The 26647-nt window shown below is 70.2% G+C and carries 23 protein-coding genes; 16 read left to right on the plus strand and 7 right to left on the minus strand.

What is annotated here, in order from left to right; translation table 11 throughout:
* Window positions 1–21: 21 nt before the first annotated feature.
* Genes AC4PMY_RS09275 through AC4PMY_RS09300 form a run of 6 tightly spaced genes read left to right on the plus strand, consistent with a single transcriptional unit; the run spans window position 22 to window position 4882 of the window.
* Window positions 22–585, plus strand: a complete 564-nt coding sequence (locus AC4PMY_RS09275; protein ID WP_491622538.1) for a TetR/AcrR family transcriptional regulator — start codon at window positions 22–24, stop codon at window positions 583–585.
* Between the two features lie 47 nt (window positions 586–632).
* Complete coding sequence (locus AC4PMY_RS09280; RefSeq protein ID WP_491622539.1) at window positions 633–1010, plus strand: VOC family protein; 378 nt, start codon at window positions 633–635, stop codon at window positions 1008–1010.
* Between the two features lie 37 nt (window positions 1011–1047).
* Complete coding sequence (locus AC4PMY_RS09285) at window positions 1048–2187, plus strand: ThiF family adenylyltransferase (protein ID WP_491622540.1); 1140 nt, start codon at window positions 1048–1050, stop codon at window positions 2185–2187.
* Window positions 2188–2245: 58 nt separating this feature from the next.
* A complete protein-coding gene (locus AC4PMY_RS09290; RefSeq protein WP_491622541.1) occupies window positions 2246–3481 on the plus strand; it encodes a molybdopterin molybdotransferase MoeA in 1236 nt (411 codons plus the stop codon).
* The gene (gene moaCB, locus AC4PMY_RS09295) at window positions 3478–4461 is read left to right on the plus strand and encodes a bifunctional molybdenum cofactor biosynthesis protein MoaC/MoaB (protein ID WP_491622542.1); all 984 of its coding nucleotides are present in this window, start codon (window positions 3478–3480) and stop codon (window positions 4459–4461) included. Before AC4PMY_RS09290 ends, moaCB begins: the two co-directional genes overlap by 4 nt.
* Window positions 4454–4882, plus strand: a complete 429-nt coding sequence (locus tag AC4PMY_RS09300) for a molybdenum cofactor biosynthesis protein MoaE (protein WP_056011786.1) — start codon at window positions 4454–4456, stop codon at window positions 4880–4882. The genes moaCB and AC4PMY_RS09300 overlap by 8 nt, the downstream gene beginning before the upstream one ends.
* Before the next feature lie 73 nt (window positions 4883–4955).
* On the opposite strand, the gene AC4PMY_RS09305 is transcribed toward AC4PMY_RS09300, so the two are convergent.
* A complete protein-coding gene (locus tag AC4PMY_RS09305) occupies window positions 4956–5522 on the minus strand; it encodes a dihydrofolate reductase family protein (RefSeq protein WP_491622543.1) in 567 nt (188 codons plus the stop codon).
* 65 nt (window positions 5523–5587) lie between these two features.
* On the opposite strand from AC4PMY_RS09305, the gene AC4PMY_RS09310 reads away from it, so the two are divergent.
* The 5 genes from AC4PMY_RS09310 (at window position 5588) to AC4PMY_RS09330 (ending at window position 10098) form a co-directional block, all read left to right on the plus strand.
* A complete protein-coding gene (locus AC4PMY_RS09310; protein ID WP_064293940.1) occupies window positions 5588–5863 on the plus strand; it encodes a type II toxin-antitoxin system TacA family antitoxin in 276 nt (91 codons plus the stop codon).
* Window positions 5856–6359 carry a GNAT family N-acetyltransferase gene (locus AC4PMY_RS09315; protein WP_491622544.1) on the plus strand — a complete coding sequence of 168 codons (504 nt, stop codon included), beginning with the start codon at window positions 5856–5858 and terminating at the stop codon, window positions 6357–6359. Before AC4PMY_RS09310 ends, AC4PMY_RS09315 begins: the two co-directional genes overlap by 8 nt.
* A gap of 83 nt (window positions 6360–6442) precedes the next feature.
* Window positions 6443–9040 carry an excinuclease ABC subunit UvrA gene (locus AC4PMY_RS09320; RefSeq protein ID WP_491622545.1) on the plus strand — a complete coding sequence of 866 codons (2598 nt, stop codon included), beginning with the start codon at window positions 6443–6445 and terminating at the stop codon, window positions 9038–9040.
* 10 nt (window positions 9041–9050) lie between these two features.
* A complete protein-coding gene (locus tag AC4PMY_RS09325; RefSeq protein ID WP_157583284.1) occupies window positions 9051–9593 on the plus strand; it encodes a hypothetical protein in 543 nt (180 codons plus the stop codon).
* A gap of 37 nt (window positions 9594–9630) precedes the next feature.
* Window positions 9631–10098, plus strand: coding sequence for a BLUF domain-containing protein (locus tag AC4PMY_RS09330; protein ID WP_194642995.1), 468 nt, complete (start codon window positions 9631–9633; stop codon window positions 10096–10098).
* On the opposite strand, the gene AC4PMY_RS09335 is transcribed toward AC4PMY_RS09330, so the two are convergent.
* Complete coding sequence (locus AC4PMY_RS09335) at window positions 10095–10352, minus strand: MoaD/ThiS family protein (RefSeq protein ID WP_064293945.1); 258 nt, start codon at window positions 10350–10352, stop codon at window positions 10095–10097. The two genes, AC4PMY_RS09330 and AC4PMY_RS09335, sit on opposite strands and share 4 nt — an antisense overlap.
* The gene (gene moaA / locus AC4PMY_RS09340; protein WP_064293946.1) at window positions 10345–11412 is read right to left on the minus strand and encodes a GTP 3',8-cyclase MoaA; all 1068 of its coding nucleotides are present in this window, start codon (window positions 11410–11412) and stop codon (window positions 10345–10347) included. Before moaA ends, AC4PMY_RS09335 begins: the two co-directional genes overlap by 8 nt.
* Before the next feature lie 90 nt (window positions 11413–11502).
* Between moaA and AC4PMY_RS09345 the strand changes: the two genes are divergently transcribed.
* The 3 genes from AC4PMY_RS09345 (at window position 11503) to AC4PMY_RS09355 (ending at window position 17156) form a co-directional block, all read left to right on the plus strand.
* On the plus strand, window positions 11503–13068 hold the full coding sequence (locus AC4PMY_RS09345; RefSeq protein WP_491622546.1) for a molybdopterin-dependent oxidoreductase: 1566 nt from the start codon (window positions 11503–11505) through the stop codon (window positions 13066–13068).
* Window positions 13069–13332: 264 nt separating this feature from the next.
* Window positions 13333–15069, plus strand: a complete 1737-nt coding sequence (locus AC4PMY_RS09350) for an ABC transporter ATP-binding protein (RefSeq protein WP_064293947.1) — start codon at window positions 13333–13335, stop codon at window positions 15067–15069.
* Between the two features lie 2 nt (window positions 15070–15071).
* Window positions 15072–17156, plus strand: a complete 2085-nt coding sequence (locus AC4PMY_RS09355; protein ID WP_369808439.1) for an ABC transporter ATP-binding protein — start codon at window positions 15072–15074, stop codon at window positions 17154–17156.
* A gap of 59 nt (window positions 17157–17215) precedes the next feature.
* On the opposite strand, the gene AC4PMY_RS09360 is transcribed toward AC4PMY_RS09355, so the two are convergent.
* Window positions 17216–18985, minus strand: a complete 1770-nt coding sequence (locus AC4PMY_RS09360; RefSeq protein WP_491622547.1) for a hypothetical protein — start codon at window positions 18983–18985, stop codon at window positions 17216–17218.
* Window positions 18986–19074: 89 nt separating this feature from the next.
* Here AC4PMY_RS09360 and AC4PMY_RS09365 point away from each other — a divergent pair, with 89 nt between their 5' ends.
* Window positions 19075–20232: an acyltransferase family protein gene (locus AC4PMY_RS09365; protein WP_491622548.1), complete on the plus strand. Its 1158-nt coding sequence runs from the start codon at window positions 19075–19077 to the stop codon at window positions 20230–20232.
* Here AC4PMY_RS09365 and AC4PMY_RS09370 read toward each other — a convergent pair.
* Both AC4PMY_RS09370 and AC4PMY_RS09375 read right to left on the minus strand, forming a co-directional pair.
* Window positions 20229–21329 carry a hypothetical protein gene (locus AC4PMY_RS09370; protein WP_491622549.1) on the minus strand — a complete coding sequence of 367 codons (1101 nt, stop codon included), beginning with the start codon at window positions 21327–21329 and terminating at the stop codon, window positions 20229–20231. The genes AC4PMY_RS09365 and AC4PMY_RS09370 overlap by 4 nt on opposite strands.
* Window positions 21330–21339: 10 nt before the next feature.
* Entirely contained in the window at window positions 21340–21771 is a 432-nt protein-coding gene (locus AC4PMY_RS09375; protein ID WP_491622550.1) for an NUDIX hydrolase, read from the minus strand.
* Window positions 21772–21904: 133 nt separating this feature from the next.
* On the opposite strand from AC4PMY_RS09375, the gene AC4PMY_RS09380 reads away from it, so the two are divergent.
* Window positions 21905–22909, plus strand: coding sequence for an aldo/keto reductase (locus AC4PMY_RS09380; RefSeq protein WP_491622686.1), 1005 nt, complete (start codon window positions 21905–21907; stop codon window positions 22907–22909).
* A 203-nt stretch (window positions 22910–23112) separates the two neighbouring features.
* Here AC4PMY_RS09380 and AC4PMY_RS09385 read toward each other — a convergent pair whose 3' ends face one another.
* A complete protein-coding gene (locus tag AC4PMY_RS09385) occupies window positions 23113–26586 on the minus strand; it encodes a bifunctional proline dehydrogenase/L-glutamate gamma-semialdehyde dehydrogenase (RefSeq protein WP_491622551.1) in 3474 nt (1157 codons plus the stop codon).
* Window positions 26587–26647 lie beyond the last annotated feature (61 nt).

Raw genomic sequence — 26647 nt, forward strand, 5'->3', positions numbered from 1 at the left:
GCGGGACTCAGCCGCACGCGCGTGGTGGACGAAGCGGCTGAACTGGCCGACGAAGTGGGGCTCGAGGGGCTGACCCTCGCCGCCCTCGCCGAACGGCTCGGCGTCCGGCAGCCCTCGCTCTACAAACACCTCGACTCGCTCGCCGGACTCCGCCGGAGCATCTCCCTCCAGGCGAAGGGCCAGCTCGGCGACGTCCTGCGGCGCGCGGCCGTCGGCCGTTCGGGCGCGGACGCGATCACGGTGATGGCCGGGGCGTACCGGGAGTGGGCCCTGAAGCACCCGGCACGCTATACGGCCGCGCAGTGGATCGCCGGGCCGGAGGACGCGGAGGACACGGCGGCGTCGCTCGGCGCCATCCAGGTCATCTCCGACGTCCTCACGGCCTACGAACTCCGCGGCGACGACGCCATCGACGCGATCCGCGCGTTCCGCTCCACCCTGCACGGCTTCGTCTCGCTCGAGGCGGCGGGCTCCTTCGGCCTCGACCGCGACCTCGACCGCAGCTTCGACCGCCTCGTCCGTGGCTTCGTGATCACACTGACCGACTGGGCCGAGACGGACCGTGGCGTGCCCGATGATCGCTAGCTCCGCAACGGCTTCCGCCACGAAGAACGCGCCGGTACATTGCGGTCATGTCATGTCGCATCAGTGAACTCGTCCTGGACTGCCGCGATCCGGAAGCGCTCGCCCGCTTCTGGTGCGAGGTCCTCGACTTCGTCGTGCTCGACCGAGACGAGGACGGGGTGGAGATCGGAGCCCGGGACGGCTTCGGTGGATCGCAGCCGACGATCATCCTCAGCCGCAGCGACGACCCGCCGCAGCCGAAGTCGAAGCTCCACATCGACGTCAGCCCGACCGCCGGCGACCAGGACGCCGAGCTCGAGCGACTGCTCGCCCTCGGTGCACGCCCGACGGACATCGGGCAGACGGGCGACGAGTCGTGGCACGTGCTCGCCGATCCCGAGGGCAACGCCTTCTGCCTCCTGCGCACGCCGGTCAAGCCGGTCTGAGGGTCGTCGGGCACGGTGCCGGTGGGATAATCGGCGCATGTCCTCGACCGCGCGGTACGCCAGGCAGCTCGCCCTCCCCGGGTTCGGACCAGCGGCGCAGCAGCGCCTCGCAGACGCACGGGTACTGATCGTCGGCGCGGGTGGCCTCGGCAGCATCGTCATCCCGGCGCTGGCCGCTGCCGGTGTCGGTTCCGGCGAAGGCGCGATCCACCTCGTGGACGACGACACGGTCGAGCTCAGCAATCTGCATCGGCAGACCGTCCACAGCACCGCGGACGTCGGCCGTCCGAAGGTCGACTCCGCCGCCGACCGCGCCCTCGCCGTCAACACCGACGCGACGATCCTCAGGCACCGCCTCCGCCTCGGACCCGGCGAGATCATGGGTCTCCTGGCCGACGCGGAGATCGACCTCGTCATCGACGGCAGCGACAACTTCGAGACCCGGTATCTGGTCGACGACGCCGCGACGCTCGCCGACGTCCCACTCGTCTGGGGTGCGGTCTCGCAGTACGGCGGGCAGGCCGGGCTCAGCTGGTCGTCCCGCGGCCCGCGCTACCGCGACCTCTTCCCCCACCCGCCGACGGACGGCTCGGTGCTCTCCTGCGAGGCCGGCGGCGTCCTGCCCACCACGGTCGGGGTCATCGGGTCCATCATGGCGACCGAGGCGATCAAGGTGCTCACCGGGGTCGGGACCCTCTCGCTCGGCCGTGTGACGATGTTCGACGGACTGAGCGGCGGGTTCCGCGAACTCCGGTACGAGCGAGACCCCGCGGGCGCCCGGCAGGTGTCGCTGGACGAGCACCTGCACCGGACGCCGGGAGGGGATGCGGCGAGCGCCGCAGCGGCAGCACCCCATGAGCCGCGACACGCCGGACGCACGATCACCGCACCACAGCTGGCGGCGAGCGACGACGAGGCCGTCCTGCTCGACGTCCGGGAGCCGTGGGAGGCGGAGATCGCCCGGTTGCCCGGTTCGACGCTGATGCCGCTCGGCTCGCTCCCCGAGACACTCCACGGTCTCGACCCCGAAACGCCCGTGATCGTCTACTGCCACCACGGCATCCGGTCCGAGTCAGCGCTCCGCCTGCTCCTCGAGCGCGGCTACACGGCCGTCCATCTCGAGGGCGGCATCGACGCGTGGTCGCGCCTCGTGGACCCGACCGTCCCCCGCTACTGACCGCGGCTCCGAACACCCCGTGCAGCCCCACCGACCGACCTCTCCGACGGGAACCACCATGACGACGCCACCGCCCACGAGTCGGAAGACCGTCGAGCAGCACGCCTCCGACGTCGCAGCCCTCCTCGACGACGTGACCGACACCGGCGCCGAGCACGTGCCGATCGACGAGGCCGCAGCTCGGGTGACGGCCGTGGCGGTGCCGTCACCGGTCGACCTGCCGCTGTTCCGCAACTCGCAGATGGACGGTTTCGCGGTTCGGGCGGCAGACCTCTCGGGTGATGAGACGCGACTGCGAGTGGTGGGCGAGATCGCCGCGCGCCCGATCGACCCGGCGCCGCTCGAGCCGGGGACCTCGGTGCGCATCATGACGGGCGCGGTCGTTCCGCCGGGTGCGGACGTCGTCGTGCCCGTCGAGGAGAGCGAGGTCGAGACGGATTCCCACGGTGTCGAGACCGTCGTCCTCGGTCGTCCGCGCAACGGCGGCGAGCGCCCGGTGGGACTGTTCGTCCGGGAGCGCGGGAGCGACGTCCGCGCCGGTGAGGAGCTGCTGCCGGCCGGCCTCCGCCTCGCTTCACGACACCTCGCCGTGTTGGCTGCGGCCGGCATCACGACCGTCGAGGTGCGTCGGCGGGTGCGGGTCGCGATCGTCACGACCGGTGCCGAACTCGTCGAACCCGGCGAGACGCCGACGCTCGGCCAGACCTTCGACTCCAACGGGACCGCCCTGGCGGCCGCCGTCGTCGCAGCCGGGGCCGAGGTCGCCGCTCGTGCGCGCGTCGTCGACGACGCCGACGTCCTGCTCGCGCTGCTCGACGACCTCCACGGCGAGGTCGATCTCATCCTCACCTCCGGCGGGATCTCCATGGGAGAACATGAGGTCGTCCGTGACGTCCTCGGGCCGTCGGGCGGCTGGATCGGCTCGGTCGCGATGCAGCCAGGCGGTCCGCAGGCGCTCGGTGCCCACCGGGGTGTCCCGATCATCGCGTTCCCCGGCAACCCGGTGAGCACCCAGCTCTCGTTCGAGGTCTTCGTCGCTCCGGTCCTCCGCCGGGTCACCGGGCTGCCGCAGGCGTCGCGTGTGCCGGCCGAACTCGCGGTGGCCGTGCGTTCGGTGCCCGGCAAGCGTCAGTTCCTCCGCGGACGCCGACGAGACGACGGCCGGGTCGAACCGGTCGCAGGTCCCGGCTCCCACCTCGTGGCCGGACTCGCGGCGTCCGACGTGCTGATCGTGATCCCGGAGGACACCCTCGAGCTCGACGCCGGTGACGCTGTGGAAGCATGGGCACTATGACCGGGCTCACACATCTCGACGACGACGGCCGCGCACGCATGGTCGATGTCGGCGACAAGGCCACGACGAAGCGGGTCGCGACGGCGACGGCGACGTTCACCACCCGACCGGACGTGATCGCACTCGTCCAGGCGGACGGTCTGCCGAAGGCGGACGTCATCGCGACCGCGCGCATCGCGGGGATCGCGGGGGCCAAGCGGACGAGTGAGCTCATCCCGCTGTGCCACCAGCTCGCGCTGTCGTCGGTGAGCCTCGACTTCGCCTTCACCGAGGACTCGATCGTCATCACCGCGACGGCGAAGACCACCGGCCAGACCGGGGTCGAGATGGAGGCCCTGACGGCCGCGTCGATCGCCGGCCTGACGCTGCACGACATGGTCAAGGCCGTCGACCCGGCCTCGGTCCTCGGCGACATCCGGCTGCTCGAGAAGTCCGGCGGCAAGCGCGGGAACTGGACGCCGGAAGCGTCGGAGCCGATCGAAGCACCTGTGACGCGGACGGTCCGTCCGCGAACCGCGGCCGTCATCGTCGCGTCGACCGCCGGCGCGGCCGGCACGCGCGAGGACCTCACGGGGCCCCGAATCTCCGCGTGGCTGTCCGAACACGACTACGCGGTCGATGCGGTGACGGTCGTGTCCGACGCCGACGTGCACCTCGCGATCACGGCAGCCCTGGACGCCGCGCCCGCGGTGCTCATCACGACGGGCGGCACCGGCCTCTCGCCGAGCGATCGCACCCCGGAGGCGACGCAGCCCCACCTCGACCGCGAACTGCCCGGCATCTCGGAGGCGATCCGCACCCTCGGGTCGACCAAGACCCCGACCGCGGCGCTCAGTCGCGGGCTCGCGGGGGTCTCCGGCGGCACCGTCGTGGTGAACCTGCCGGGGTCCACCGGCGGCGTGAAGGACGGACTCGCGGTCCTCGACGGCTTGCTCGATCACCTCGTCGCCCAGATCGCCGGAGGTGGCGCGCATGAGTGAGTCGACGGTTCCCGAGGTCCTCGCGCTCATCTCGGAGTCGCCCCTCGACGCGCACGCGATCGAGGACTTCGTCGCGGCGCCCGCCAACGGCGCACTCGTGGCCTTCCGAGGGATCGTGCGCGACCACGACCACGGCGAGGCGGTCGATGCCCTCGACTACCGCGCCCACCCCGACGCCCAACGGTTCCTCGAGGACTGCTGCCGGACGGTCGCCGCGGAGACCGGCCTCCGAGTGGCGGCAGCGCACCGCGTCGGGTCGCTCGTCGTCGGCGACCTGGCCCTTGTGGCCGCCGTCGCCGCTGCGCACCGGGCCGAGGCGTTCGCCGCGTGCGAGCGTCTGGTCGAGGAGATCAAGCGCACCGTCCCCATTTGGAAGCGCCAGCACCTGGCCGACGGCGAGACGGAGTGGGTCGGCCTGTAGCGGCCCGCCCTCGATTCGCCCCGAGTGGTCGCACGCACGAAGCGTGGGCGACGATTCGGGGCGAATCGAGCTGTCAGCGTGGCAGCACGTCGTAAGTGATGCGAACGAGACCGTCCTCGGGCGTCGCGTGGGTGCCGCGGAGCCGCAGGCGGACGTCGGCGTCGAGGTCGCCGAAGAGGCGGGCGCCCGAGCCGATGAGCACCGGCGCGACCGACACGGTGAGCTCGTCGACGAGGCCCGCACCGAGGAACGCCTGGATGGTCCTGCCTCCGTCGACGTAGACGCGGCCGGCCCCGGCCTCGTCGAGCAGGGCGGTCGCTTCGTCGAGCGACCCGGCGACCGTGATGCGGTCGTCCCCGGCCTCGAGCGTGGTGCTCAGCACGACGACCCGCTTGCCCTCGAACGGCCACTCGCCGAAGCCGAGCACAGTGTCGTAGGTGGTACGTCCCATCACGAGGGTGTCGATCGTCGGGAAGAACGAATCCCAGTCGAGCGCCGGGTGCCGCCCCGGCGCATCCGCGGCATGCTCCCGCGGCTCGAGCTCCGTGAGCCAGCCGAGGTCGCCGTCGGGCCCCGCGATGAACCCGTCGAGGCTCACCCCGATGAAGACGCAGCCGTGCCAGGAACGTTCACGAGTCATGAGGACGATCCTGCCGTCCACCGCCGACATCGACTCCGTACGGAAGATTGCCGTACAATGACGACATGGCATCTCCACTGAAAGACAAGCGCATCGAGGTCCGCGTCACCAGCGCACAGAAGGACGCGATCGCCGCCGCCGCAGCGATCGAAGGTCGGTCCATCACCGATTTCACCACGTCCGCCGCTACGGAACGGGCGGCTGACGTCATCCGCCGTGAGCGCGACATCCGCGTGGACGCGGCCGCCTTCGAACAGTTCGAAGCGATCCTGGAACGCCCAGCGCGTTCGATCGACGGACTCCGCGACCTCCTGAACCGACCCACGATCTTCGTTGACTGACTTCCGGACTCCACGGCCGCTCGCTACTGGAGACGTCCTCTCCGACTTCCGCTGCTGCGTCGACGTCCTCGACAGCTGGCTCCGCGGATACGCACGGAACAACGACCGCAGCGGTGGGTCGAAGACGATGGTCTCGGTGACGACCGAGGGTCGCGTCGCGGGTTACTACTGCCTCTCGGCGAGTTCGCTCGTTCGAGAAGATGCGCCGCAGCGGCTCGCGCACCGGGCACCCGATCCGATTCCCGTCGTCCTGATCGGCCGGCTCGCCATCGATCAGGAGTTCACCGGCCTCGGCCTCGGAACCGCCCTCCTGCAGCATGCCGTCCTTCAAGCGATCAGCGCGGCGGAGATCATCGGGATGCGAGCGATCCTGGTCCACGCCCTGACCGACGACGTCATCCCGTTCTACGAGCGATTCGGCTTCGAACGATTTCCCGGTTCGAGTCGCGCCCTGTACCTGTTGGTCTCCGACGCACGCGCGACCCTGGTCGGCTGAGCGCACGTCGATCGCCGCCCGCACACCTGTGGGGGCGCGTCAACCACTCCGCATCACGGCAGCGAGCGACGTAGGGTGATCTGATGCCCGAAAACGCCCCCGAAGCATCCGACCCGTTCGTCCGCGTCCGGGGAGCCAACGAGAACAACCTCCGCAACGTGGACGTCGACGTGCCGCGCGATGCGATCGTCGCCTTCACCGGGGTCTCCGGCTCGGGCAAGTCGTCGCTCGCGTTCGGCACCATCTTCACCGAGGCGCAGCGACGATACCTCGAGTCCGTCGCCCCATACGCCAGGCGACTGATCCAGCAGGGTCACGACCCGCACGTCGACTCGATCTCCGGCCTGCCACCGGCGGTCGCCCTGCAGCAGCGACGCGGCGCCCCCAGCTCGCGCTCCAGCGTCGGCACGGTGACGACCCTCTCGAACTCGCTCCGCATGCTCTTCTCGCGCGCCGGCACGTTCCCGGAGGGGTTCACGACCCGACTCGACTCCGACGCCTTCTCGCCCAACACCGCCGTCGGCGCCTGCCCGGAGTGCCACGGCATCGGCGTCGCACACACGGTCACCGAGGACTCCCTCGTGCCCGACCCGTCGCTGAGCATCCGCGAGGGAGCGATCGCCGCCTGGCCGGGAGCCTGGCAGGCGAAGAACCTCCGCGACATCACCATCGCCCTCGGATACGACGTCGACCGCCCCTGGCGGGAGCTCGACCAGGAGGACCGCGACTGGATCCTCTTCACCGAGGAGCAGCCGGTCGTGCAGATCACGCCGCAACGAGACCGGGTCGCCAAGCCGTACAACGGGATGTTCTGGAGCGCCAAGCAGTACGTCTTCCACACCCTCTTCGACTCGAAGAGCCAGATGATGCGGAACAAGGTGCTGCAATTCGTGCGCTCGGGTCCGTGCCCGCTCTGCCACGGCACGGGACTCCGCCGTGAGGCGCTCGCGGTCACCTTCGCCGGCCGCACGATCGCGGAGCTCAACGCCCTGCCGATGACGGAGCTCGCCGAGGTCATCCGCCCCACCACTGAGCTGAAGGACGCGGCGCCCGCACTCCCGACCACGCTCTCCGGCGAGCGCACCGACGTCGCCGTCGCCATCACGACCGATCTCCTCGCGCGCATCCGCGTGCTCACCGACCTCGGACTCGGCTACCTCGGGCTCGGGCGTGTGACGACGACGCTCTCCCCCGGCGAGATGCAACGGCTCCGGCTCGCGACCCAGCTGCGCTCCGGGCTCTTCGGCGTGGTCTACGTCCTCGACGAACCGTCAGCGGGTCTGCACCCGGCCGATGCGGAGCCCCTCCTCGAGGTGCTGGAGCAGCTGAAGCGCTCGGGCAACTCGGTCTACGTCGTCGAGCACAACATGGACGTCGTCCGGAACGCGGACTGGATCGTCGACGTCGGCCCCGGTGCAGGCGAGGGTGGCGGCGACGTGCTCTACAGCGGGGCCGTCGAGGGTCTCGCCGAGGTCCAGGCCTCGGCGACCCGCCCGTTCCTCTTCCCCGAACAGCACGGTCCGGCTCCCGAGCGACGAGCACTCCGTGAGACGCGCGATTGGCTCGAGGTCGAGGGCATCACGCTCCACAACCTCGCCGGCGTCGACGCCTCGATCCCCCTCGGGACCTTCGTCGCCGTCACCGGTGTCTCGGGTTCCGGTAAATCGACCCTCGTGAGCCGCGTCCTCCGCGACGTTGTGCGCGACCACCTGCGGGCAGCCGGCCGGACGACGGACGACACCGCAGACGATGACGACGAGGTGCCCACCGAGACCGATGCGACCGAGGGTTCCGGCCTGGCGGAGGCGACGGTGCCGGACGGACACGCCGACACGCTCACCGTGCGTCGGGTGCGAGGCCTCGAGCACGTGGACCGCCTCGTCCGGGTCGACCAGAAGCCCATCGGTCGAACGCCGCGGTCGAACCTCGCAACCTACACCGGGCTGTTCGACGCCGTCCGCACCGCGTTCGCCGCCACGGACCTCGCCCGCGAGCGCGGGTACACGGCCGGCCGGTTCTCGTTCAACGTCGCGGGAGGTCGCTGCGAGACCTGCCTCGGTGAGGGATTCGTGTCGGTCGAGCTGCTGTTCCTGCCCGGCAGCTACGGGAAGTGCCCGACCTGCAACGGCGCCCGGTACAACGCCGAGACCCTCGAGGTCACCTACGACGGGAAGTCGATCGCAGACGTCCTCGCACTCACCGTCGAGCAGGCGGCCGAGTTCCTCGCGGCCGTTCCGGCGGCGGCGCGCAGCCTCCGCACCCTGCTCGAGGTCGGCCTGGGGTACCTGCGGCTCGGCCAGCCGGCCACCGAGCTGTCGGGCGGTGAGGCGCAGCGCATCAAGCTCGCGACGGAACTCCAGCGGGTGCGACGCGGTCACACCCTCTACCTCCTCGACGAGCCGACGACCGGCCTCCACCCGGCCGACGTCCGTCGTCTGCTGGCGCAGTTGAACGCGCTCGTCGACTCCGGCGACACCGTCGTCGTGGTCGAGCACGAGATGGACGTCGTCGCGGCAGCCGACTGGGTGATCGACCTCGGACCGTCCGGTGGCGACGCTGGTGGACGCATCGTGGCCGCAGGCACCCCGGACGCTGTCGCTGCAGACCCCGACAGCCGCACCGCGCCCTACCTGGCGAAGCGACTGGCGTTGCTCGGTGCGGCACCGTCACCGAGCGCCTAGCGTGGAGTCCATGTCGACGACCGGTGCGCACCCTGACCTCCGCGCGCGGCGCATCGCCGTCCTCGTCTGGGCGGTCGCCGCGATGGTGATGCTGGTGCTCGCTCCCATCGAGGAACTCATCTGGGCACCGCTCGCGATGACGGACGACTCCTACGGCCTCGAGGCGATCTACGGGGTGTTCACGCCCACCACCCTGGCCGTCGGCCTCGTCGGAGTCGCGATCGCGTTCCTGCTCGGTCTCACGGCGATCCTGGTGTTCACCTCCTTCGGATGGCGCGGGCGGCTCGGCACGCACTGGGTCCACGTCGCGACCCTCGGATCCATGCTCGTCTGGCTCGGTCTCATCGCCATGTTCATCGCCGGCTTCGGCGTCGGGAACACCGTGTCCGACGAGATCCCGCCGTACGTCGGCCGGTCGTCGTCGGTGGGCGAACTCCTCCAGATGCTCGCACTCGTGGCGTTCCTGGCGACCGTCGTCGGTGCGATCTCCTCGCTCATCCTGATGTTCCGGTCGGCCGGGGTGGCCCGTCGCGCTTGGCAGGCCTCGCGATGAGCACCTATCCGACACCTGACGTGTAAGGTCACGGAGTATGACGCAGCCCGAATCCGCGTTCCTCTCCGTGACCTACGTGAGCACGTCCGCTGCGCCGCTGACCCAGACCGCACTCGAAGCGATCCTCCGGCAGTCCCGTGACAACAATGGACGCTCGGGCCTCACCGGCATGCTCGCCGTGCGAGGCGACGACTTCTTCCAGGTGATCGAAGGGCCCCCTGCGGTCGTTCGCCACGTGCTGCAGCGGTTGCACGAGGACACCCGACACAGCGAGCTACGGGTCCTGGTCGAGGAGGAGATCGAGTACCGGCGGTTCCCCGACTGGACAATGCGCTGCGAGAACCTCGACGACTACCCGGTCGATTCGATCCCCGGCTACCGGGCGTCGCACGAGGACGAATCGGACGCACGGCGCCATCGCATCCTGGACCTCGTTCGATGGTTCCAACACCGCGCCACCCGCGCCCTGGCCGAGCGTGGTCGCTCGGCGACGTCGGCGTCCTAGCCGCCGGCGAAGGGCGGGAGGACGTCGACCCGGGCGCCGAGCGGACGGGCGTCGTCGCGACTGACGACGCCGTCGACGAGGAACGAGCCTGAAGCGAGCACCTTGGCCATCGCGTCACCGTAGCGCTCGAGCAGCACGGACTTCAGTTCGCCCACCGTCGCGACCGCGGGAAGGGACTCCTCGGGCACGCCTGCGGCCTCTTCGGCTGCGGCGAAGTAGCGCACGAGCACCTGCAGCGTCGTCGTCTCAGCCACCGATCGCTCCCATGCTCCGCTCCGGACGGACGAAGTCGGGCGACGCGATCCGGTGCCCGGCCTGCTTGTGCCACATCGCCGCGCGCCAGCGGTCCGCGATCTCGACGTCCTCGACACCCGAACGCAGCATGCCTCGGAGGTCGGTCTCGTCGTCGCCGAAGAGGCAGGAGCGGATCGTCCCCTCGGCCGTGAGCCGGGTTCGGTCGCAGTCGTCGCAGAAGGAGCGCGTGACCGAGGCGATGATGCCGACCGTCGCCGGGCCGCCGTCGACGAGCCACTCCTCGGCGGGAGCGGACGGGTCCTCGCGGTGCGGAGCGGTGAGCGTGAACCGGGAGCCGAGGACGTCGAGCAACTCAGCCGCGTCGACCATGTTCTCCCGCACCCACGCCTCGTCGGCGTCGAGCGGCATCTGCTCGATGAAGCGGAGACGGCAGCCGTTCTCGATCGCCCAGGAGAGCAGGGCGACCGCGCCGTCCAGTGTGTCGCGCATGAGGACGGCGTTGATCTTCAGCGGCGTCAGCCCGGCGCGCTTGGCGGCTTCGATGCCGGCCAGGACGGCGGGGAGGCGGTCGCGACGCGTGAGCCGCGCGAAGTGGTCGCGGTCGACGGTGTCGAGGGAGATGTTCACGCGGGTGAGCCCGGCGGCCACGAGCTCGTCGACACGCTTGTCGAGCCCGATGCCGTTCGTCGTCATGGAGATCGACGCATCGCCGGCGACAGCTGAGCTGCGGGCGATGATCTCCGCGAGGTCGGGACGCATGAGCGGCTCGCCGCCCGTGAACCGGATGTCGTGCACGCCGAGGTCGCGGACGGCGATCTCGACGAGTCGACCGATCTCGGTCGGCGTCAGGAGGTCGTCGCGGGCGATCGCCGGGAGCCCCTGCTCAGGCATGCAGTACGTGCAGCGCAGGGAGCACTTCTCCGTGATCGACACCCGAAGGTCGCGCGCCACGCGGCCGAACCGGTCGATGAGGCCGTCGACGTCGGGGCGCCCGGCAGCGTCCGGGATGTGCCTGAGCGGCGACCCGATGCGTGGGATTCCGAGCCCGACTGTGGTCATCCCCCCAGGGTACGGGGATGGACGGCCGACTTGCCCCTCTAGAGCCGCTTCGGGGAGGAACGCCCAGCGGGCGCGCGTAGCATGACGGACATGGAGCCCCGCCGCCGCACCCTGCTCGCCGGTGCGTCCGGCGTCGTCGCAGCCGTCGCCACCCTCGGCTCGGCCGAGGCCGTCGCGGCGTTCGTCGCCCCCGCGAGCTCGCCCCTGCTCGCCGTGGGTTCCCTCGTGATCGACCTCGTGCCCGGCTGGGTGAAGGACCTCGTCATCGCCCTGTTCGGCACCGACGACAAGCTCGTGCTGCTCATCGTGCTCGGCGTGCTGGTCGCGGCCCTCGCCGTCGGGATCGGTGTCCTCGAGGAGCGTCGGCCGGCGGTCGGGAGTATCGCGCTCGCGCTCGTCGGCGTCGTCGCGGTCGTCGCAGCGATCACCCGTGCCGACGCGGGCCTCGACTGGGCGTTCCCGAGCGTCGTCGGCACGGCGGTCGGCATCCTGGTGCTGCGATTGCTCGTGACCCGCCTCCGCACCTGGGACGACGCGACGGTCGCGGACGAGGCCCGGCCGGTCGTCGGGGCCTCCCGAGCCGAACTCCCCCGACGCTCGTTCCTCGTCCTGCTCGGCGGCACCGCGGTCGGTGCCCTCGTCGTCGGGGTCGGCGCACGCGTCGCCTCGGCCGGAGCGGTCGCCGTGGAGAGCATCCGGAAGGCGCTCAAGCTCCCGACGGCCGCCGTCGCCGCGCCGCCGGTCCCGGCCGGAGCCGAACTCGGCATCGACGGGCTCACGCCGGTCGTGTCGGCGAACGACTCCTTCTACCGGATCGACACCGCCCTCCAGGTGCCGAACATCGACCCCTCGACCTGGAGCCTCAAGATCACCGGCATGGTCGAGCAGGAGGTCGAGATCGGGTTCGAGGAACTCCTCGCCCTCCCGCTGCAGGAGTCGATCATCACGCTGACCTGCGTCTCGAACCCCGTCGGTGGCGACCTCATCGGCAACGCGCTCTGGCTCGGGTACCCGATCCGCGAGCTGCTGGCGCGCGCGAAACCCACGGCCGGTGCCGACATGGTCCTGTCGCGGAGCATCGACGGGTTCACCGCCGGGACCCCGCTCGAGGTCCTGCAGGACGAGGACCGCGACAGCCTCCTCGCCGTCGGGATGAACGGGCAACCGCTCCCGCTGCAGCACGGCTTCCCGGTTCGCATGGTCGTCCCGGGGCTGTACGGGTACGTCTCCGCCACCAAGTGGGTCGTCGAGCTGGAGGTGACCCGCTACGCGGACGCTCGGGCCTATTGGACCGACCGCGGCTGGTCGGAGCGCGGGCCCATCAAGACGGAGTCACGCATCGACGTGCCGCGTGACGGTGGACGTGTCGCGGCGGGGAACGTCGCGATCGCCGGCGTCGCCTGGGCGCAGCACACGGGCGTCAACCGCGTCCAGGTCCGGATCGACGACGGCGACTGGCTCGACACGACGCTCGCGACCGCCATCTCCGACGACACCTGGGTGCAGTGGGTCCTCCAGTGGGACGCCCCGGCCGGTGACCACACCATCGCCGTCCGCGCGACCGACGCCGCGGGCAAGACGCAGAGCGAGACCCCCGTCGACGTCGTCCCCGACGGCGCGGAGGGATGGCACACCATCAGCGTGGGCGTCGGCTGACCACGTCGCCCGCACGATTCGGGTTCTGGACGACAGGTATATTAGCCTGGGCCGACGCGCGACGCGTGCGCCGACGTGATCATCACGATTCCGAACCGGGACCCCACCGTGTCACCGGCTCGGAGTATCGTCACTCGGGCACGTCCTTCATGGTCTCCGTCGGTTCGCGCTGCCGTCGGAGGCACTGGTCTCGCGCCAGCCCAGTTCCGCCCCCTCCGTCCGCACGGCCGCTCCGCCGCGGACATGAACCACAAAGGACCTCACGTGGCCCTCCTCGCCCTCGCCCTCCGACACGCCAAGCCGTACGCGGCCTGGGTCGTCGCGGTGTTCGTGCTGCAGCTCATCTCGACGATCGCGGCCCTCTACCTCCCCAGCCTCAACGCCCAGATCATCGACCAGGGCGTCTCCCGTGGCGACACGGACTTCATCTGGTCCACCGGCATGACGATGCTGCTCGTCTGCCTCGTCCAGGTGGCCGCAGCCATCGGCGGGGTCTACTTCGGCGCCCGCACCGCCATGGCCATCGGCCGCGACCTGCGCCGGGAGTTCTACCGGAAGGTCGACTCGCTCGGCGCACTCGAGATCGGCGGCTTCGGCAGTGCGACGCTCATCACCCGCGGCACGAACGACGTCCAGCAGGTCCAGATGCTCGTCCTCATGACCCTCAACTTCATGGTGTCCGCACCCATCATGTGCGTCGGCGGCATCATCATGGCGCTCCGCGAGGACGCGGGGCTGTCGTGGCTGGTGTGGGTCTCCGTGCCGGTGCTGTTCATCATCGTCGGGTTCCTGGTCTACCTCCTCATGCCGCTGTTCCGCCAGATGCAGGACCGCATCGACGGCATCAACAGTGTGCTGCGCGAGCAGATCATCGGCATCCGCGTCGTCCGGGCGTTCGTCCGCGAGCCGTTCGAGTCGGAGCGGTACAACCGTGCGAACGAGGCGCTCACGCGCGTGTCGATCAAGGTCGGCAACATCTTCGTCCTCATGTTCCCGGTCATCATGATGGTCCTGCACCTGGCGACGGCTGCCGTGCTCTGGTTCGGTGGCCAGCGGGTCGACGCCGGCCAGATGCAGGTCGGTTCCCTCACCGCGTTCCTCCAGTACCTGCTCCAGATCCTCACCTCGGTGATGATGGGCGTCTTCATGGTCATGATGATCCCTCGCGCGGTCGTGTGCGCCGAGCGCATCCAGAGCGTCCTCGACACCGAGCCGAGCCTCACCGTGCCGACGAGCACCGACATCCGCGTGCCGTCGGTCGGACGGGTCGAGTTCACCGGCGTCACCTTCGGCTACCCCGGCGCGGAGCGACCGGTCCTGTCGGACGTCACGTTCACGGCGGAGCCCGGCAAGACCACCGCGATCGTCGGCTCGACCGGCTCCGGCAAGACGACGCTCCTCTCGCTCATCCCGCGCCTCTACGACCCGCAGCAGGGCCACGTCACCATCGACGGCGTCCCCGTCTCGCAGCTCACCCGGCAGCAGATCGCCGGGGTCGTCGGCATCGTGCCGCAGAAGCCGTACCTGTTCTCGGGCACGATCGCCTCGAACCTCCGATTCGGACGTCCCGACGCCACCGACGACGAGCTGTGGAGCGCCCTCGACGTCGCACAGGCTGAGGACTTCGTCCGCGCGAAGCCGAAGATGCTGAACGACGGCGTCGCCCAGGGCGGCACGAACGTCTCCGGCGGCCAGCGTCAACGTCTGTGCATCGCCAGGGCCCTCGTCGCGAAGCCCCTGGTCTACCTCTTCGACGACTCGTTCTCGGCCCTCGACGTCGCCACCGACGCACGACTCCGCGCAGCCCTCGGCGACAGCACCGCCGACGCGACCGTCATCATCGTCGCGCAGCGCATCGCGACGATCCGCGAGGCCGACCACATCATCGTCATGAACGACGGCGGCATCGTCGGCCGCGGCACCCACGACGAACTCCTGGACTCCAACGAGACGTATCGCGAGATCGTCCAATCGCAGCTCGCTGTGGAAGGGGTGGCGTGACCATGGCCCGTTCACCACGTGACAAGCGCTCCTCCGGCACCTCGAAGGACACCGCTCAGGCTCCCGAGCTGAACGCGGTCGAGGAGGAGGCGCTCGCACCGGAGTTCACCCCGGGTGAGTCCGACGGCGACATGTTCGGCGGCACCCCGTCGAAGAAGGCCGAGCAGTTCTGGCCCTCCGCGAAGCGACTCGTCGGCCTCCTCGCCCCCGAGAAGGTCAAGATGAGCATCGTCGTCGGGCTCGTCGTGCTCTCGGTCGTGCTCACGGTCATCGCCCCGAAGATCCTCGGTCTCGCGATGGACGCGATCTTCAACGGCGTGATGGGGTCGCAGCTCCCGGCCGGCGCGACGCTCGATCAGGTCGTCGACCAGGCACGCGCATCCGGCAACGACCAGTACGCCGACATGCTCGAGAAGTCGGACATCACCCCGGGGCAGGGGATCGACTTCACCCTGCTGGGCCGTCTGATCATCATCGTGCTCGGCATGTACATCGTCGCGTCGATCCTCAACTGGGCCCAGGGGTACATCCTCAACGGGCTCGTCATGCGCGTGGTCTACAACCTCCGGCGGGACATCGAGCGCAAGCTCAACCGCCTTCCACTGAGCTACTTCGACACCCGTCAGCGCGGCGACCTCATGTCGCGTGTCACGAACGACGTCGACAACATCCAGACCGCCCTCCAACAGGCGTTCTCGCAACTCGTGCAGTCGGCCCTCACGGTGCTCGGCATCACGGCGATGATGTTCATCGTGTCGTGGCAGCTCGCACTCATCGCGCTGATCGCACTGCCGCTGTCCGCGCTGATCGCCGGGGTCATCGGCTCGCGGTCACAGAAGCTCTTCACCGCGCAGTGGAAGAACACCGGCTCGCTCAACGGGCACATCGAGGAGTCGTTCTCAGGCCTCGAGCTCGTGCGGGTCTTCGGCCGCGACAAGGAGATGCTCGCCGAGTTCGACGAGCGCAACGAGAAGCTCTACCGGGCGGCGTTCGGCGCGCAGTTCGTGTCCGGCATGATCATGCCGGCGATGACCTTCGTCTCCTACCTGTCCTACGTGCTCATCGCCGTCGTCGGCGGCCTCCGGGTCGCCTCCGGCCAGATGACCCTCGGCGACGCGACCGCGTTCATCCAGTACTCGCGTGAGTTCTCGCAGCCGCTCAGCCAGATCGCCGGCATGGCGAACCAGCTGCAGTCGGGCGTCGCGTCCGCCGAGCGCACCTTCGAGCTGCTCGACGCCGAGGAACAGGACCCGGAGACCGCGGACGCACACCTGCCCGAGCACACCGACGGCCACGTCGAGTTCGACGGCGTCTCCTTCAGCTACGACCCCGAGAAGCCGCTCATCGAGGACCTCTCCTTCTCCGCGCAGCCGGGTCAGACCGTCGCGATCGTCGGGCCGACCGGGGCCGGGAAGACGACCCTCGTGAACCTCGTCATGCGGTTCTACGAGCTCACGGGCGGTCGCATCCTGCTCGACGGCGTCGACATCACCGCCCTGACGCGCGCCGAGCTGCGGTCGCAGGTCGGGATGGTGCTGCAGGACGCCTGGCTGTTCGATGGGACGATCCGCGAGAACATCCGGTACGGCCGACTCGACGCGAGCGACGCGGAGGTCGTCGAGGCCGCCGAGGCGACGATGGTCGACCGCTTCGTGCGCCAGCTGCCCGACGGCTACGACACCGTCCTCGACGCGGACGGCGGCAGCGTCTCGGCCGGTGAACGCCAGCTCATCACGATCGCCCGTGCGTTCATCGCGAAGCCGAAGCTGCTCATCCTCGACGAGGCGACGTCCTCCGTCGACACGCGGACGGAGCTGCTCGTGCAGCACGCGATGGCGGCACTGCGCTCCGACCGGACCTCCTTCGTCATCGCCCACCGCTTGTCGACCATCCGCGACGCGGACACGATCCTCGTGATGGAGAACGGACGGATCGTCGAGCAGGGCTCGCACGCGCAGCTCCTCGAGGTCGACGGCGCGTACGCCGAGCTCTACCGCACGCAGTTCCGCGGCGGCGAGGAGCAGTCGGCGATCGACGAGGCGGCCGTCGCCAGCGGGTCCGACACGGCACACGCCCCGCGCAGCTGAGTCGGCTCCCACCCCGCGTCAGGCGGGCTCCCGATCATCGGGGCCTGCCTGACGCGCGTTCAGCCGAGGGTGGCCGACCGCCAGGTGCCCTGATCGTTCACCCACAGCCTTCCGTTCCCGACGAGGATGTCGCCGGACTGGCCACCGTACGGCCGCGCGAGACCCATGTGCCGGGTGGAGAGGTAGCTCGTGTTCGGCTGCGCGTTCGCGTGTGCCGTGTTGTCCGACTCCCAACGGTTGCCTTGGACCACGGATGGCCCGGTCGTTCCGAAGGTGTCGAGGCCGTACTCGCACTCGCGTCCGGTGTTGCCGATGATCGTCGCGCCACCGGCGCAGTTGTTCACGGCGACCGCGACTCTGACGCGGTCGATGCGGTTCCCCATGACCACGATCGAGCCGGCACCCTGGTGGAGCACCCCGAACCCGTTGGAGGTCGCGGCCCCGGTGATGGAGTTGTCGGAGACCACCGCGTCCTGGGCGAGGTACGACACGACACCGCCCACCGAGCCCGATGCGAGCGTGACGGCGACGCGGTTACCCGAGACGACGGGCTGTCCGGTCCGATCGAGCGCGATCCCGATCGGACAGGTGCCGCCGCCGATCCGGACCACGTTGTCAGTGATGAGCGCGTCGACGGCGCCGATGACGGTGGTCGAACCGCCCGGGGGTGTCGCCGCCTGGGCCATGATGCCCGCAGCAGCGACGCCGCGGATCTCGATGACGTTCCCGGAGACCACGGTTCCCTGCGCATCGCGGTAGATCATCACCGGGCAGCGCTTCGGCCCCCAGGCGGACCCCTGGTCGTCGTCGGCCGTCCGCGTCCAGCGCACCGTGTTCGCGACCAGGGCGACCGATCGGGTGTCGATGACGGCGAGTCCCCACCAGGTGGCGTCGGACACGGTGTTACCGGTCACGACGGTGTGGGCCATCCCCTCCACGGCGATGGACCGGCGGAACGGCCCGGTGACGACGTTGCCCTCGATCGTGACCATCGAGTCGGCCCAGGACCCGGGGTCGACCGCGAAGTCGGGCAGGTTCTCGGCGTGGATGCCGACCCGTGCGTCGGTGCCGGGGGCGGCCGAGACGATGTTGCCGACGACCGCCGAACGCGCACCCCAGACGGTGATGCCGTCGCCGCGATCCTCGCCCGCGGATGAGGCGGAGCCTCGCCCTCCGCCCGAGCCGACGATGTTCAGGACATGGCACCCCGAGATGACGACGCCCTCGAACTCACCTGACGGTTGCACGGCGATGCCGTTCTGGAACCCGTCGACGGTGACGCCGTCGATCAGGACGTCGCTCGCCCAGATGCTGATCCCGGTGTTGCGCTCACCCGTGCTCGATGCGGTCGGGCCCGCGTAGCTGACCCGGACGCCGATCACCGAGCTGCCCGCCACGATGAGCTTGAGCGCCGGGGCCGCCTCGACACATCCGACGAACCGGAGCTCGCCGCGCCCGCGGAGGTGCAGGCGACGGTCGATCCTGATCGTCGCGTCCACGGCGATGACGTCGCCGCCGCGGACGACCACGGTGCCACCGGCCGGGACGGCCGCGAACCAGGCGAGGACCGCGGCGGTGCTGACGGAGGCACCGGTCGGGTCGATCCCGGGACCTTCGAGGACGAGCTCGACGGGCGGGACGGCCTGGGTGTCCGCGTTCCCGGTCGGTGCCGACGGTGCGGGATCGGGTTCGGGTGGCGACGACGGGGCCTCACGGTCGGGATCGGGTTCGGGCTCGACGGCCGTCGGTTCGGGTTCCGGGACCGGTCCGGGTTCGGCTCCGGTCCTCCGCCACCGAGCTGTTCCGTCGCTTCGTGATGTCCTGTCCACAGTCCAAACAGTACAGAACCATGAGGTACAGAAGCATCCTAGAGTGGAGATCCGGCGTGACCACCGCCGTCCGATCATCCAGGAGCACCATGCCGTCACCGGAGAACCACGCGACCGGAAACCCCCGACGCGACCGCCGACCGGCACCCCGCGTCGACCACACCGCCTTCGCCGGTGCCCGCGCCGTCGCCGCCTGGTGGGTGGTGTTCTCACACTCCGCGGACTGGCTGTTCTCCGTGCTCCCCGAGCTCTCGTGGCTCGCGCCGATGGCCCACACCGGACTCGCCGTCGACGTGTTCTTCGTCTTGAGCGGGTACACGATCGCCCGGGCCTACCAGGATCGGCGCTGGACCTGGCCCATCTACGGTCGCTACCTCCGGAACCGCTTCGCGCGGATATACCCGGCACACGTGACCGTGCTCCTCGCCTTCGTGCTGCTCTGCGTCGGCGGGGCGATCGTCGGTGTCTCAACGGACGACGGGGCGTTCCCGCCCATCGGCCTCCTCGCCGAACTCACCCTCACCCGCGCATGGTTCGGCGACGCACTCTGGTGGAACCCACCCGCCTGGTCGCTGTCGGCCCAATTCCTCGCGTTCATCCTGTTCCCGGTGTTCGCCCTCGTCCTCCGCGACCGGATGCGCGGCCCGGTCCCGGTGATCGCCCTCTCGGTCGGGCTCGTCTCCACGACGACGATCGCCGCCGCCATCGCCCCGTCGGCCATGAACGGCATGGCGACCCCGGCCGTCCGGGTGCTGTGCTGCTTCGCGCTCGGCATCTGTCTGGCGGAGTGGACGGCAGCCCTCCCGGTCACCCGACGAGCGGCGTGGGTCGCCGCAGGAGGCGCCAGCGGCCTGGTGGTGGCGGCGATCGCACTCGAACCCGGAGCACCACGAGCCTGGGCCGCGATCACCTTCGCGGCGATCATCGTCGGAGGCCTGGCGGTCGCGAGCCCGCGCTCCACCGCGGTGCTGCGCAGTCGCCCCGCGCGCATCCTGGGGCAGCTCTCGTTCTCCACGTACCTCGTGCACGTCTTCGTGCTCATCCTGCTGGCGAAGGCGATCCCGCCGAGCGCCGTCGACGGCATGCCGTTCCTCCTCCGGGCCCCGATCAGCCTGGTCTGGTTCGGCTCGATCCTCGCCGCGTCCTGGCTGCTCCACACGCTCGTAGAGGTGCCGTGGCATCGCAGACTCGCAGCACCGCGGACGAGCCGGGCCGTCCATGCCGACGGATCGGCCACCGGCGCTTAGACGTTCGTGCCCGCCAGCGGACGCCGCGCCGCCCGGACACCCCGCGCGATGCGCTCGGGGAGCCGCAACGCGGCGCTGACGAAGGAGAGGACCGCCACGGTGAGCGACACCCACAGTACGGACCAGGCCGCATCGGTGGGTGGGCCCAGCAGGAGCGACGCCGCCGCGTCCCCGACGCCGCCGGGGATCGCGACCGACACCGCGAAGACGAGGGCGAGTCGGGCAGCGCCGAGCAGGATGAGCGTCAGGCCTGCTGCGAGGAGGACACCGATCGCCGCTCCGGCGACGGTCCGGCTCGGGTTGCGGCGGCCCAGCCAGAGCAGGATCACCCCGAGTGCGAGGAGCCCGATCGCGAGCCAGGGCGACCAACCAGCCGCCGTCTCGATCAGCTGGATCCCACCGAGTACCGGCGCGACCTGCGACGCCGGGACGACGTCGACGACGCGGTCGACGTCCGGGATGGCGGCCGCGAAGCCGAACCCCGCGTCGACGAGCCAGGAGCGAGTCGCGGAGACGATCGGCCCCAACTGCACGCCCAAGCCCTGCTCGGCCGAGACGTCGATGACCGCCCCCTGGGAACCGGAGACCCCGGCGACGAGCTGCTCATGTGTGACCCGGAGGGCTTCGGTCCAGGCGGTGGCGAACGCGGGCGAGGCCGCGAACTCGGCGACGTTCCGGCGCAGGACCTCGCGCAGCGCGTCCGCGGTGTCGCCACCGATCGCACCCAGCACCTCCGAGATCGCCGGCGGGAGCGAGAGGGTCGCCGCGAGGTCGGCCGGCACCGCAGCCGCCGCATCGAGGTCGACCTGACTCTCCAGCGCGGCGAGCGCCTGGTCGCCGACGAAGGCCTGGACGGCCGGGTCCGTGGCCAGTGGGGCGAGGGTGTCGACGAACACGTCGGTGTCGCGGAGCATCGTGTCCGCCCAAGTGCTCACGAGGGCGACGGGGATCAACAGGGCGCCGATCACGATCGCGACCGTGCCGAAGAACCCCCACGCGCCCGCTCCGCGTCGGACCGGCTGCTCGACGGCCTCCGCCCGGAGCGCGTCGAAGGTGACGAAGTCGTTGCGGGCGTCGGACGACGGATGATCGGTCACGCGCCCGAGTCTACGAGTGGGCGCCGCCCGGGCGCCTGGATCCCCGAGACCGCGCGATCGCCTCGACCGCCGCCACCGTCGACACGGTCACCCGTTCCGGCAACGCGTCGAGCGGGAACCACCGGAGACCGCCGTGCTTCTCCGGCTCTCGGAGTTCGGGCTCGCCCACGGTGTCCTCCGCGAGGTACACCGGCGAGATCCAGTGCTGGTGCAGCGCCTGCTCGAAATGGTCGACGACGCACAACAGCTCGATCGAGCCGAGCTCGAGCCCGGTCTCTTCCAGGGTCTCCCTGTGGACGGCGTCCTCGAGGCGCTCCATCCAGTCGACCTTCCCGCCGGGGATGCCCCAGGAACCGGCCTCGGGCTCGCGGAGGCGCTCGAGCAGGAGGATCCGACCCTCGCGGACGATCGCGACGCCGCACCCGGAGCGCGGGTGCGGCATGGGCTCTCCAGCAGGCGGAAAGGCGGTTGACGACACGTGCTCACGCTACTCGACGCTGCACCGGCTCGGCCGTGAACGATCACGGTACGCTTGCTCCCGGCACCACGACGATTCGATGATGAAAGCGCAGACCATGCCCTACGAAGCAGCCGAAACCCGTTACGACGACATGACCTACCGCCGCGTGGGCCGCAGCGGACTGCGCCTCCCCGCGCTGTCCCTCGGTCTGTGGCACAACTTCGGCGAAGGCCGCAGCATCGAGGTGCAGCGGGCCATCGTGCGCCGCGCCTTCGACCTCGGGATCACCCACTTCGACCTCGCCAACAACTACGGCCCGCCCGCGGGTTCCGCCGAGACCGCCTTCGGCCGCATCTTCGCCGAGGACCTCGCCGCCCACCGTGACGAGATCATCATCACCTCGAAGGCCGGCTACTACATGTGGCAGGGCCCCTACGGCGAGTGGGGCTCGCGCAAGACCATGCTGTCGTCGCTCGACCAGAGCCTCGGCCGTATCGGTGTCGAGTACGTCGACGTCTTCTACTCGCACCGCCCCGACCCGGAGACCCCGATCGAGGAGACGATGGGTGCGCTCGCGACGGCGGTCGAGCAGGGCAAGGCGCTGTACGCCGGTATCTCGAACTACTCCCCCGAGCAGACCATCGCCGCGGTGGCCGCGCTGCGTGAGCACGGTGTCCCGCTGCTCGTGCACCAGCCCCGCTACTCGATGTTCTCCCGTGAGGTCGAGGACGGCCTGCTCGACACCCTCGATGACCTCGGTCTCGGTGCCGTCGTGTTCAGCCCCCTCGCGCAGGGCATGCTGACCGATCGCTACCTCGGTGGAACGGTCCCGTCGGACTCGCGTGCGGCGACGAGCCACTTCCTCAACGAGGAGTCGATCACGGGCACCTACCTCGAGCGAGCCCGCGGCCTCCAGTCCATTGCGGAGGAACGCGGCCAGACCCTCGCGCAGCTAGCGCTCTCGTGGGTGCTGCGTCGCGACACGGTTACGTCGGCGATCATCGGTGCCAGCTCGGTCGAGCAGCTCGAGGGCAACTACGCGGCGATCCACCGCCTGGACTTCGACGACGCCGAACTCGCGCGCATCGACGAGTTCGCCGTCCACGGCACCCTGCGCTAGCGACCGCTCCCTTCGGCCGATCCCCGGCTCTGTCCCCGGCTCAGGAAAGCTCCGGCGCGTCGCCCCCGCACCCACTCGACCCGCCGGGGTTCTCCTGAGACAGGTTCACAACTCAGGAAGACATCGGCGTGGCATACAGAACGCCCCGGTGTGTCGGGATGACACGCCGGGGCGTTCCTGAGTTGCGAACCGAGCGGGTCGGGTCAGATGAGGTCGTCCGAGAGGTGGTTCGGCGTGCCGAAGCGGTGCGCCGTGATCGAGACCGCCTGCTCCTGGAGGAACGGCAGCAGCTCGATGCGGCCGGCCTCGGTGACGTCGCCCGCGTAGATCGCGACGTCGGGGCTGCCGGAGGTCGCGTGGGCGACACCCTCGGTCGTCCCACCGATGATCCGGACGCGCGCGCCGGCCTTCGTCCCGACGAGTGAGGCGGCGGTCACGTACCAGCGGTCCTCGCTCTCGACGGTGATCCCACCGGCGATGGCCTCGACGGCCGGGACGAGCTTCGGCGGCAGCGCGACGGCAGACGACACGTGCACGGTCGCGCCTGCGGTCGCACCGGCGGCGACGACGCGGAGGAGCTCCGAGACCGAACCACCGTCGACGAGACGCACGTGAACCTCACGAGGCACGTACCGGAACACGTTGCGCTCGGCGGTCAGCTTCGAGACGTCCTTCGCGACCCCGAACTCGTCCGCCCACGCGGCAGCGTCGCTCGCGACCGACCGACGCAGGAACGCGAACTCGTCGGCGGTGAGCACCGCGTCAGCGGCGCGCAGCAACGAGGCGACAGCGGGCTTCGGACCACGGCGCTCCGCCGACCGACCGACGGTGCGCTCAGCCGTGCTCTCGGCGCTCGACCACGAGCCGAGGCCGATGAGGTAGTTCGGGCCACCGGCCTTCGTGCCCGCGCCGACCGCGGACTTCTTCCAACCACCGAACGGCTGACGCTGCACGATCGCGCCGGTGATCCCGCGGTTCACGTACAGGTTGCCCGCCTGGATGCCGTCGAGCCACAGGCGCAGCTCGGCCGGGTTCAGGGAGTGCAGCCCGGCGGTGAGGCCGTAGTCGATCTCGTTCTGGATCGCGATGGCCTCCTCGAGGGTCTCGGCCGTCATGATCCCGAGGATCGGGCCGAAGTACTCGGTGAGGTGGTACTCGGAGCCGCGCGCGACGCCCGCACGGACGCCTGGGCTCCACAGCTTGCCGCTGTCGTCGAGCTGCTTCGGCTCGACGAGCCACGACTCACCGGTGCCGAGCGTCGTCAGGCCGCCGAGCAGCTTGCCCTTCGCCGGCTCGATGATCGGGCCCATCTGCGTGGTCGGGTCGACCGGGTAGCCGACCTTCAGCGACGTGACGGCGTCGACGAGCTGGTGACGGAAGCGGCGCGAGGAGGCGACCGAACCGACGAGGATCACGAGTGACGCGGCCGAGCACTTCTGGCCGGCGTGACCGAAGGCCGACGCGACGACGTCCTTCACCGCGAGGTCGAGGTCGGCGCTCGGGGTGACGATGATCGCGTTCTTCCCCGACGTCTCGGCCAGGAGCGGCAACTCGGGGCGGAAGGAGCGGAACAGCTCCGCGGTCTCGTAGCCACCGGTGAGGATGACGCGCTCCACCGCCGGGTGGGCGATCAGGCGCTCACCGAGCGAGTTGTCGGCCAGCTGGGCGAAGCGGAGCACCTCGCGCGGCACACCGGCCTCCCACAGCGCCTCGATCATGACGGCACCGCTGCGGCGAGCCTGACGGGCGGGCTTGATGATGACGGGCGAACCGGCGGCGAGCGCCGCGAGGGTCGAGCCGGCGGGGATGGCGACGGGGAAGTTCCACGGCGGGGTGACGACGGTGAGCTTCGCGGGGGTGAAGGTCGCGCCGTCCACGTGATCGAGCTCGCGGGCGCGCTCGGCGTAGTAGTGGGCGAAGTCGATCGCCTCCGACACCTCGGGGTCGGACTGGTCGAGGGTCTTGCCGGTCTCGGACGCCATGACCTCCATGAGGTCGGCGCGACGCTGCTCGAGGACGTCGCCGGCGCGGTGCAGGATGACCGCACGCTCGGCGCCGGAGAGCGACCCCCACGAGGCGCCCGCTGCGGTCGCCCCGTCGATGACGGCGTCGAGGGCTTCGACGCTGTCGAGGATGGACGCGGCGACGGTGTCGTTGCCGAGCCGCGACTCGGTGACGCGAGTGAGGATGTCGCGTCCCCAGACGCGGTTCGCGGGGAGCGACGGGTCGGTGTCGGGGGTGTTCTCGAACGCGTCCACCGGCGAGGCCTCGGCGGCCTTCGTGCGGTCCTGCTGCCGGTTCGGCGCGGGGACGGTGGTGTCGAGCTCCGCGAGCGACGCGAGGAACCGCTGCTGCTCACGGGCGAAGAGGGTCTCGTTCTCACTCAGCTCGAACACGGCGGACATGAAGTTGTCCTGGCTCGCGCCCTCCTCCAGGCGGCGGATGAGGTACGCGATGGCGACGTCGAACTCCTGCGGGTGCACGACCGGCGTGTAGAGCAGGAGCTCGCCGACGTCGCGCTTCACGGCCTCGGCCTGGCCCTGGGCCATGCCGAGCAGCATCTCGAACTCGACGCCGCGCTCGACGCCCCGCTGCTTGGCGAGCAGCCAGGCGAAGGCGATGTCGAAGAGGTTGTGGCCGGCGACGCCGATGCGCACGTTGTCGATGCGGTCGGGGTGCAGAGCGTACTCGACGACGCGCTTGTAGTTGGTGTCGGAGTCCTGCTTGGTGGACCAGGTGGCGAGCGGCCAGTCGTGGAGGGACGACTCGACCTGCTCCATGGGGAGGTTGGCGCCCTTCACGATGCGCACCTTGATGCCGGCGCCGCCCGCCGCACGACGACCGGCCGACCACTCCTGGAGACGGATCATCGCGGAGAGCGCGTCGGGCAGGTAGGCCTGCAGGACGATGCCGGCCTCGAGGTCGCGGAACTGCGGGAGGTCGAGGAGCTTGGTGAAGACCGCGATCGTGAGGTCGAGGTCCTTGTACTCCTCCATGTCGAGGTTGATGAACTTCGCAGGGCTCGCCTTGGCGGCACGCTCGAACAGCGGGGTGAGGCTCGTGACGACGTGCTCGACCGCTTCATCGAACGCCCAGACCGAGTGGGGGCTGACGGTCGACGACACCTTGATCGACACGTAGTCGACGTCGGGGCGGGCGAGCAGCTTGTGGGTGCCCTCGAGACGACGTGCCGCCTCGCCCGTACCGAGGACGGCCTCGCCGAGCAGGTTGACGTTGAGGCGGGTGCCGGGCGTCTTGATCTTCGCGATCGCGGGGCCGAGCTTCTTGTCGGTGGCGTCGACGACGAGGTGGCCGACCATGTTGCGGAGCACCTTGCGGGAGATCGGGATGACGACGCCGGGCAGGATCGGGGCGAACGCACCGCCGCAGCGGACGGCTGCCTTCAAGTACCAAGGGAGGAACGCGGGCACCTTCGGGGCGATGGTCTGCAGGGCGCGGGCCGCGACGCGGAGGTCCTCCGGACGCACGACGCCGTCGACGAAGCCGACCGTGAACTCGAGGCCGGTCGGGTCCTTCAACACACCGGCGAGCTGCTGCGCGGAGGCGTCGGCGGGGATCGTCGAGGCCGTCTGGAGCCAGCGGCGGACGAGGGCGATGGCCTCGGTGGCGAGGGCATCGCGGTCGAGCTGCTGCGTCGATGCAAGAGTGTCGGTCATGGTGCCAGTATCGGCGTCTGGACCAATAAGATACAGCGAAGGTTTTCGAATGATATCCATC

The sequence above is a fragment of the Plantibacter sp. MDV22-iso1 genome (genome assembly GCF_058408345.1).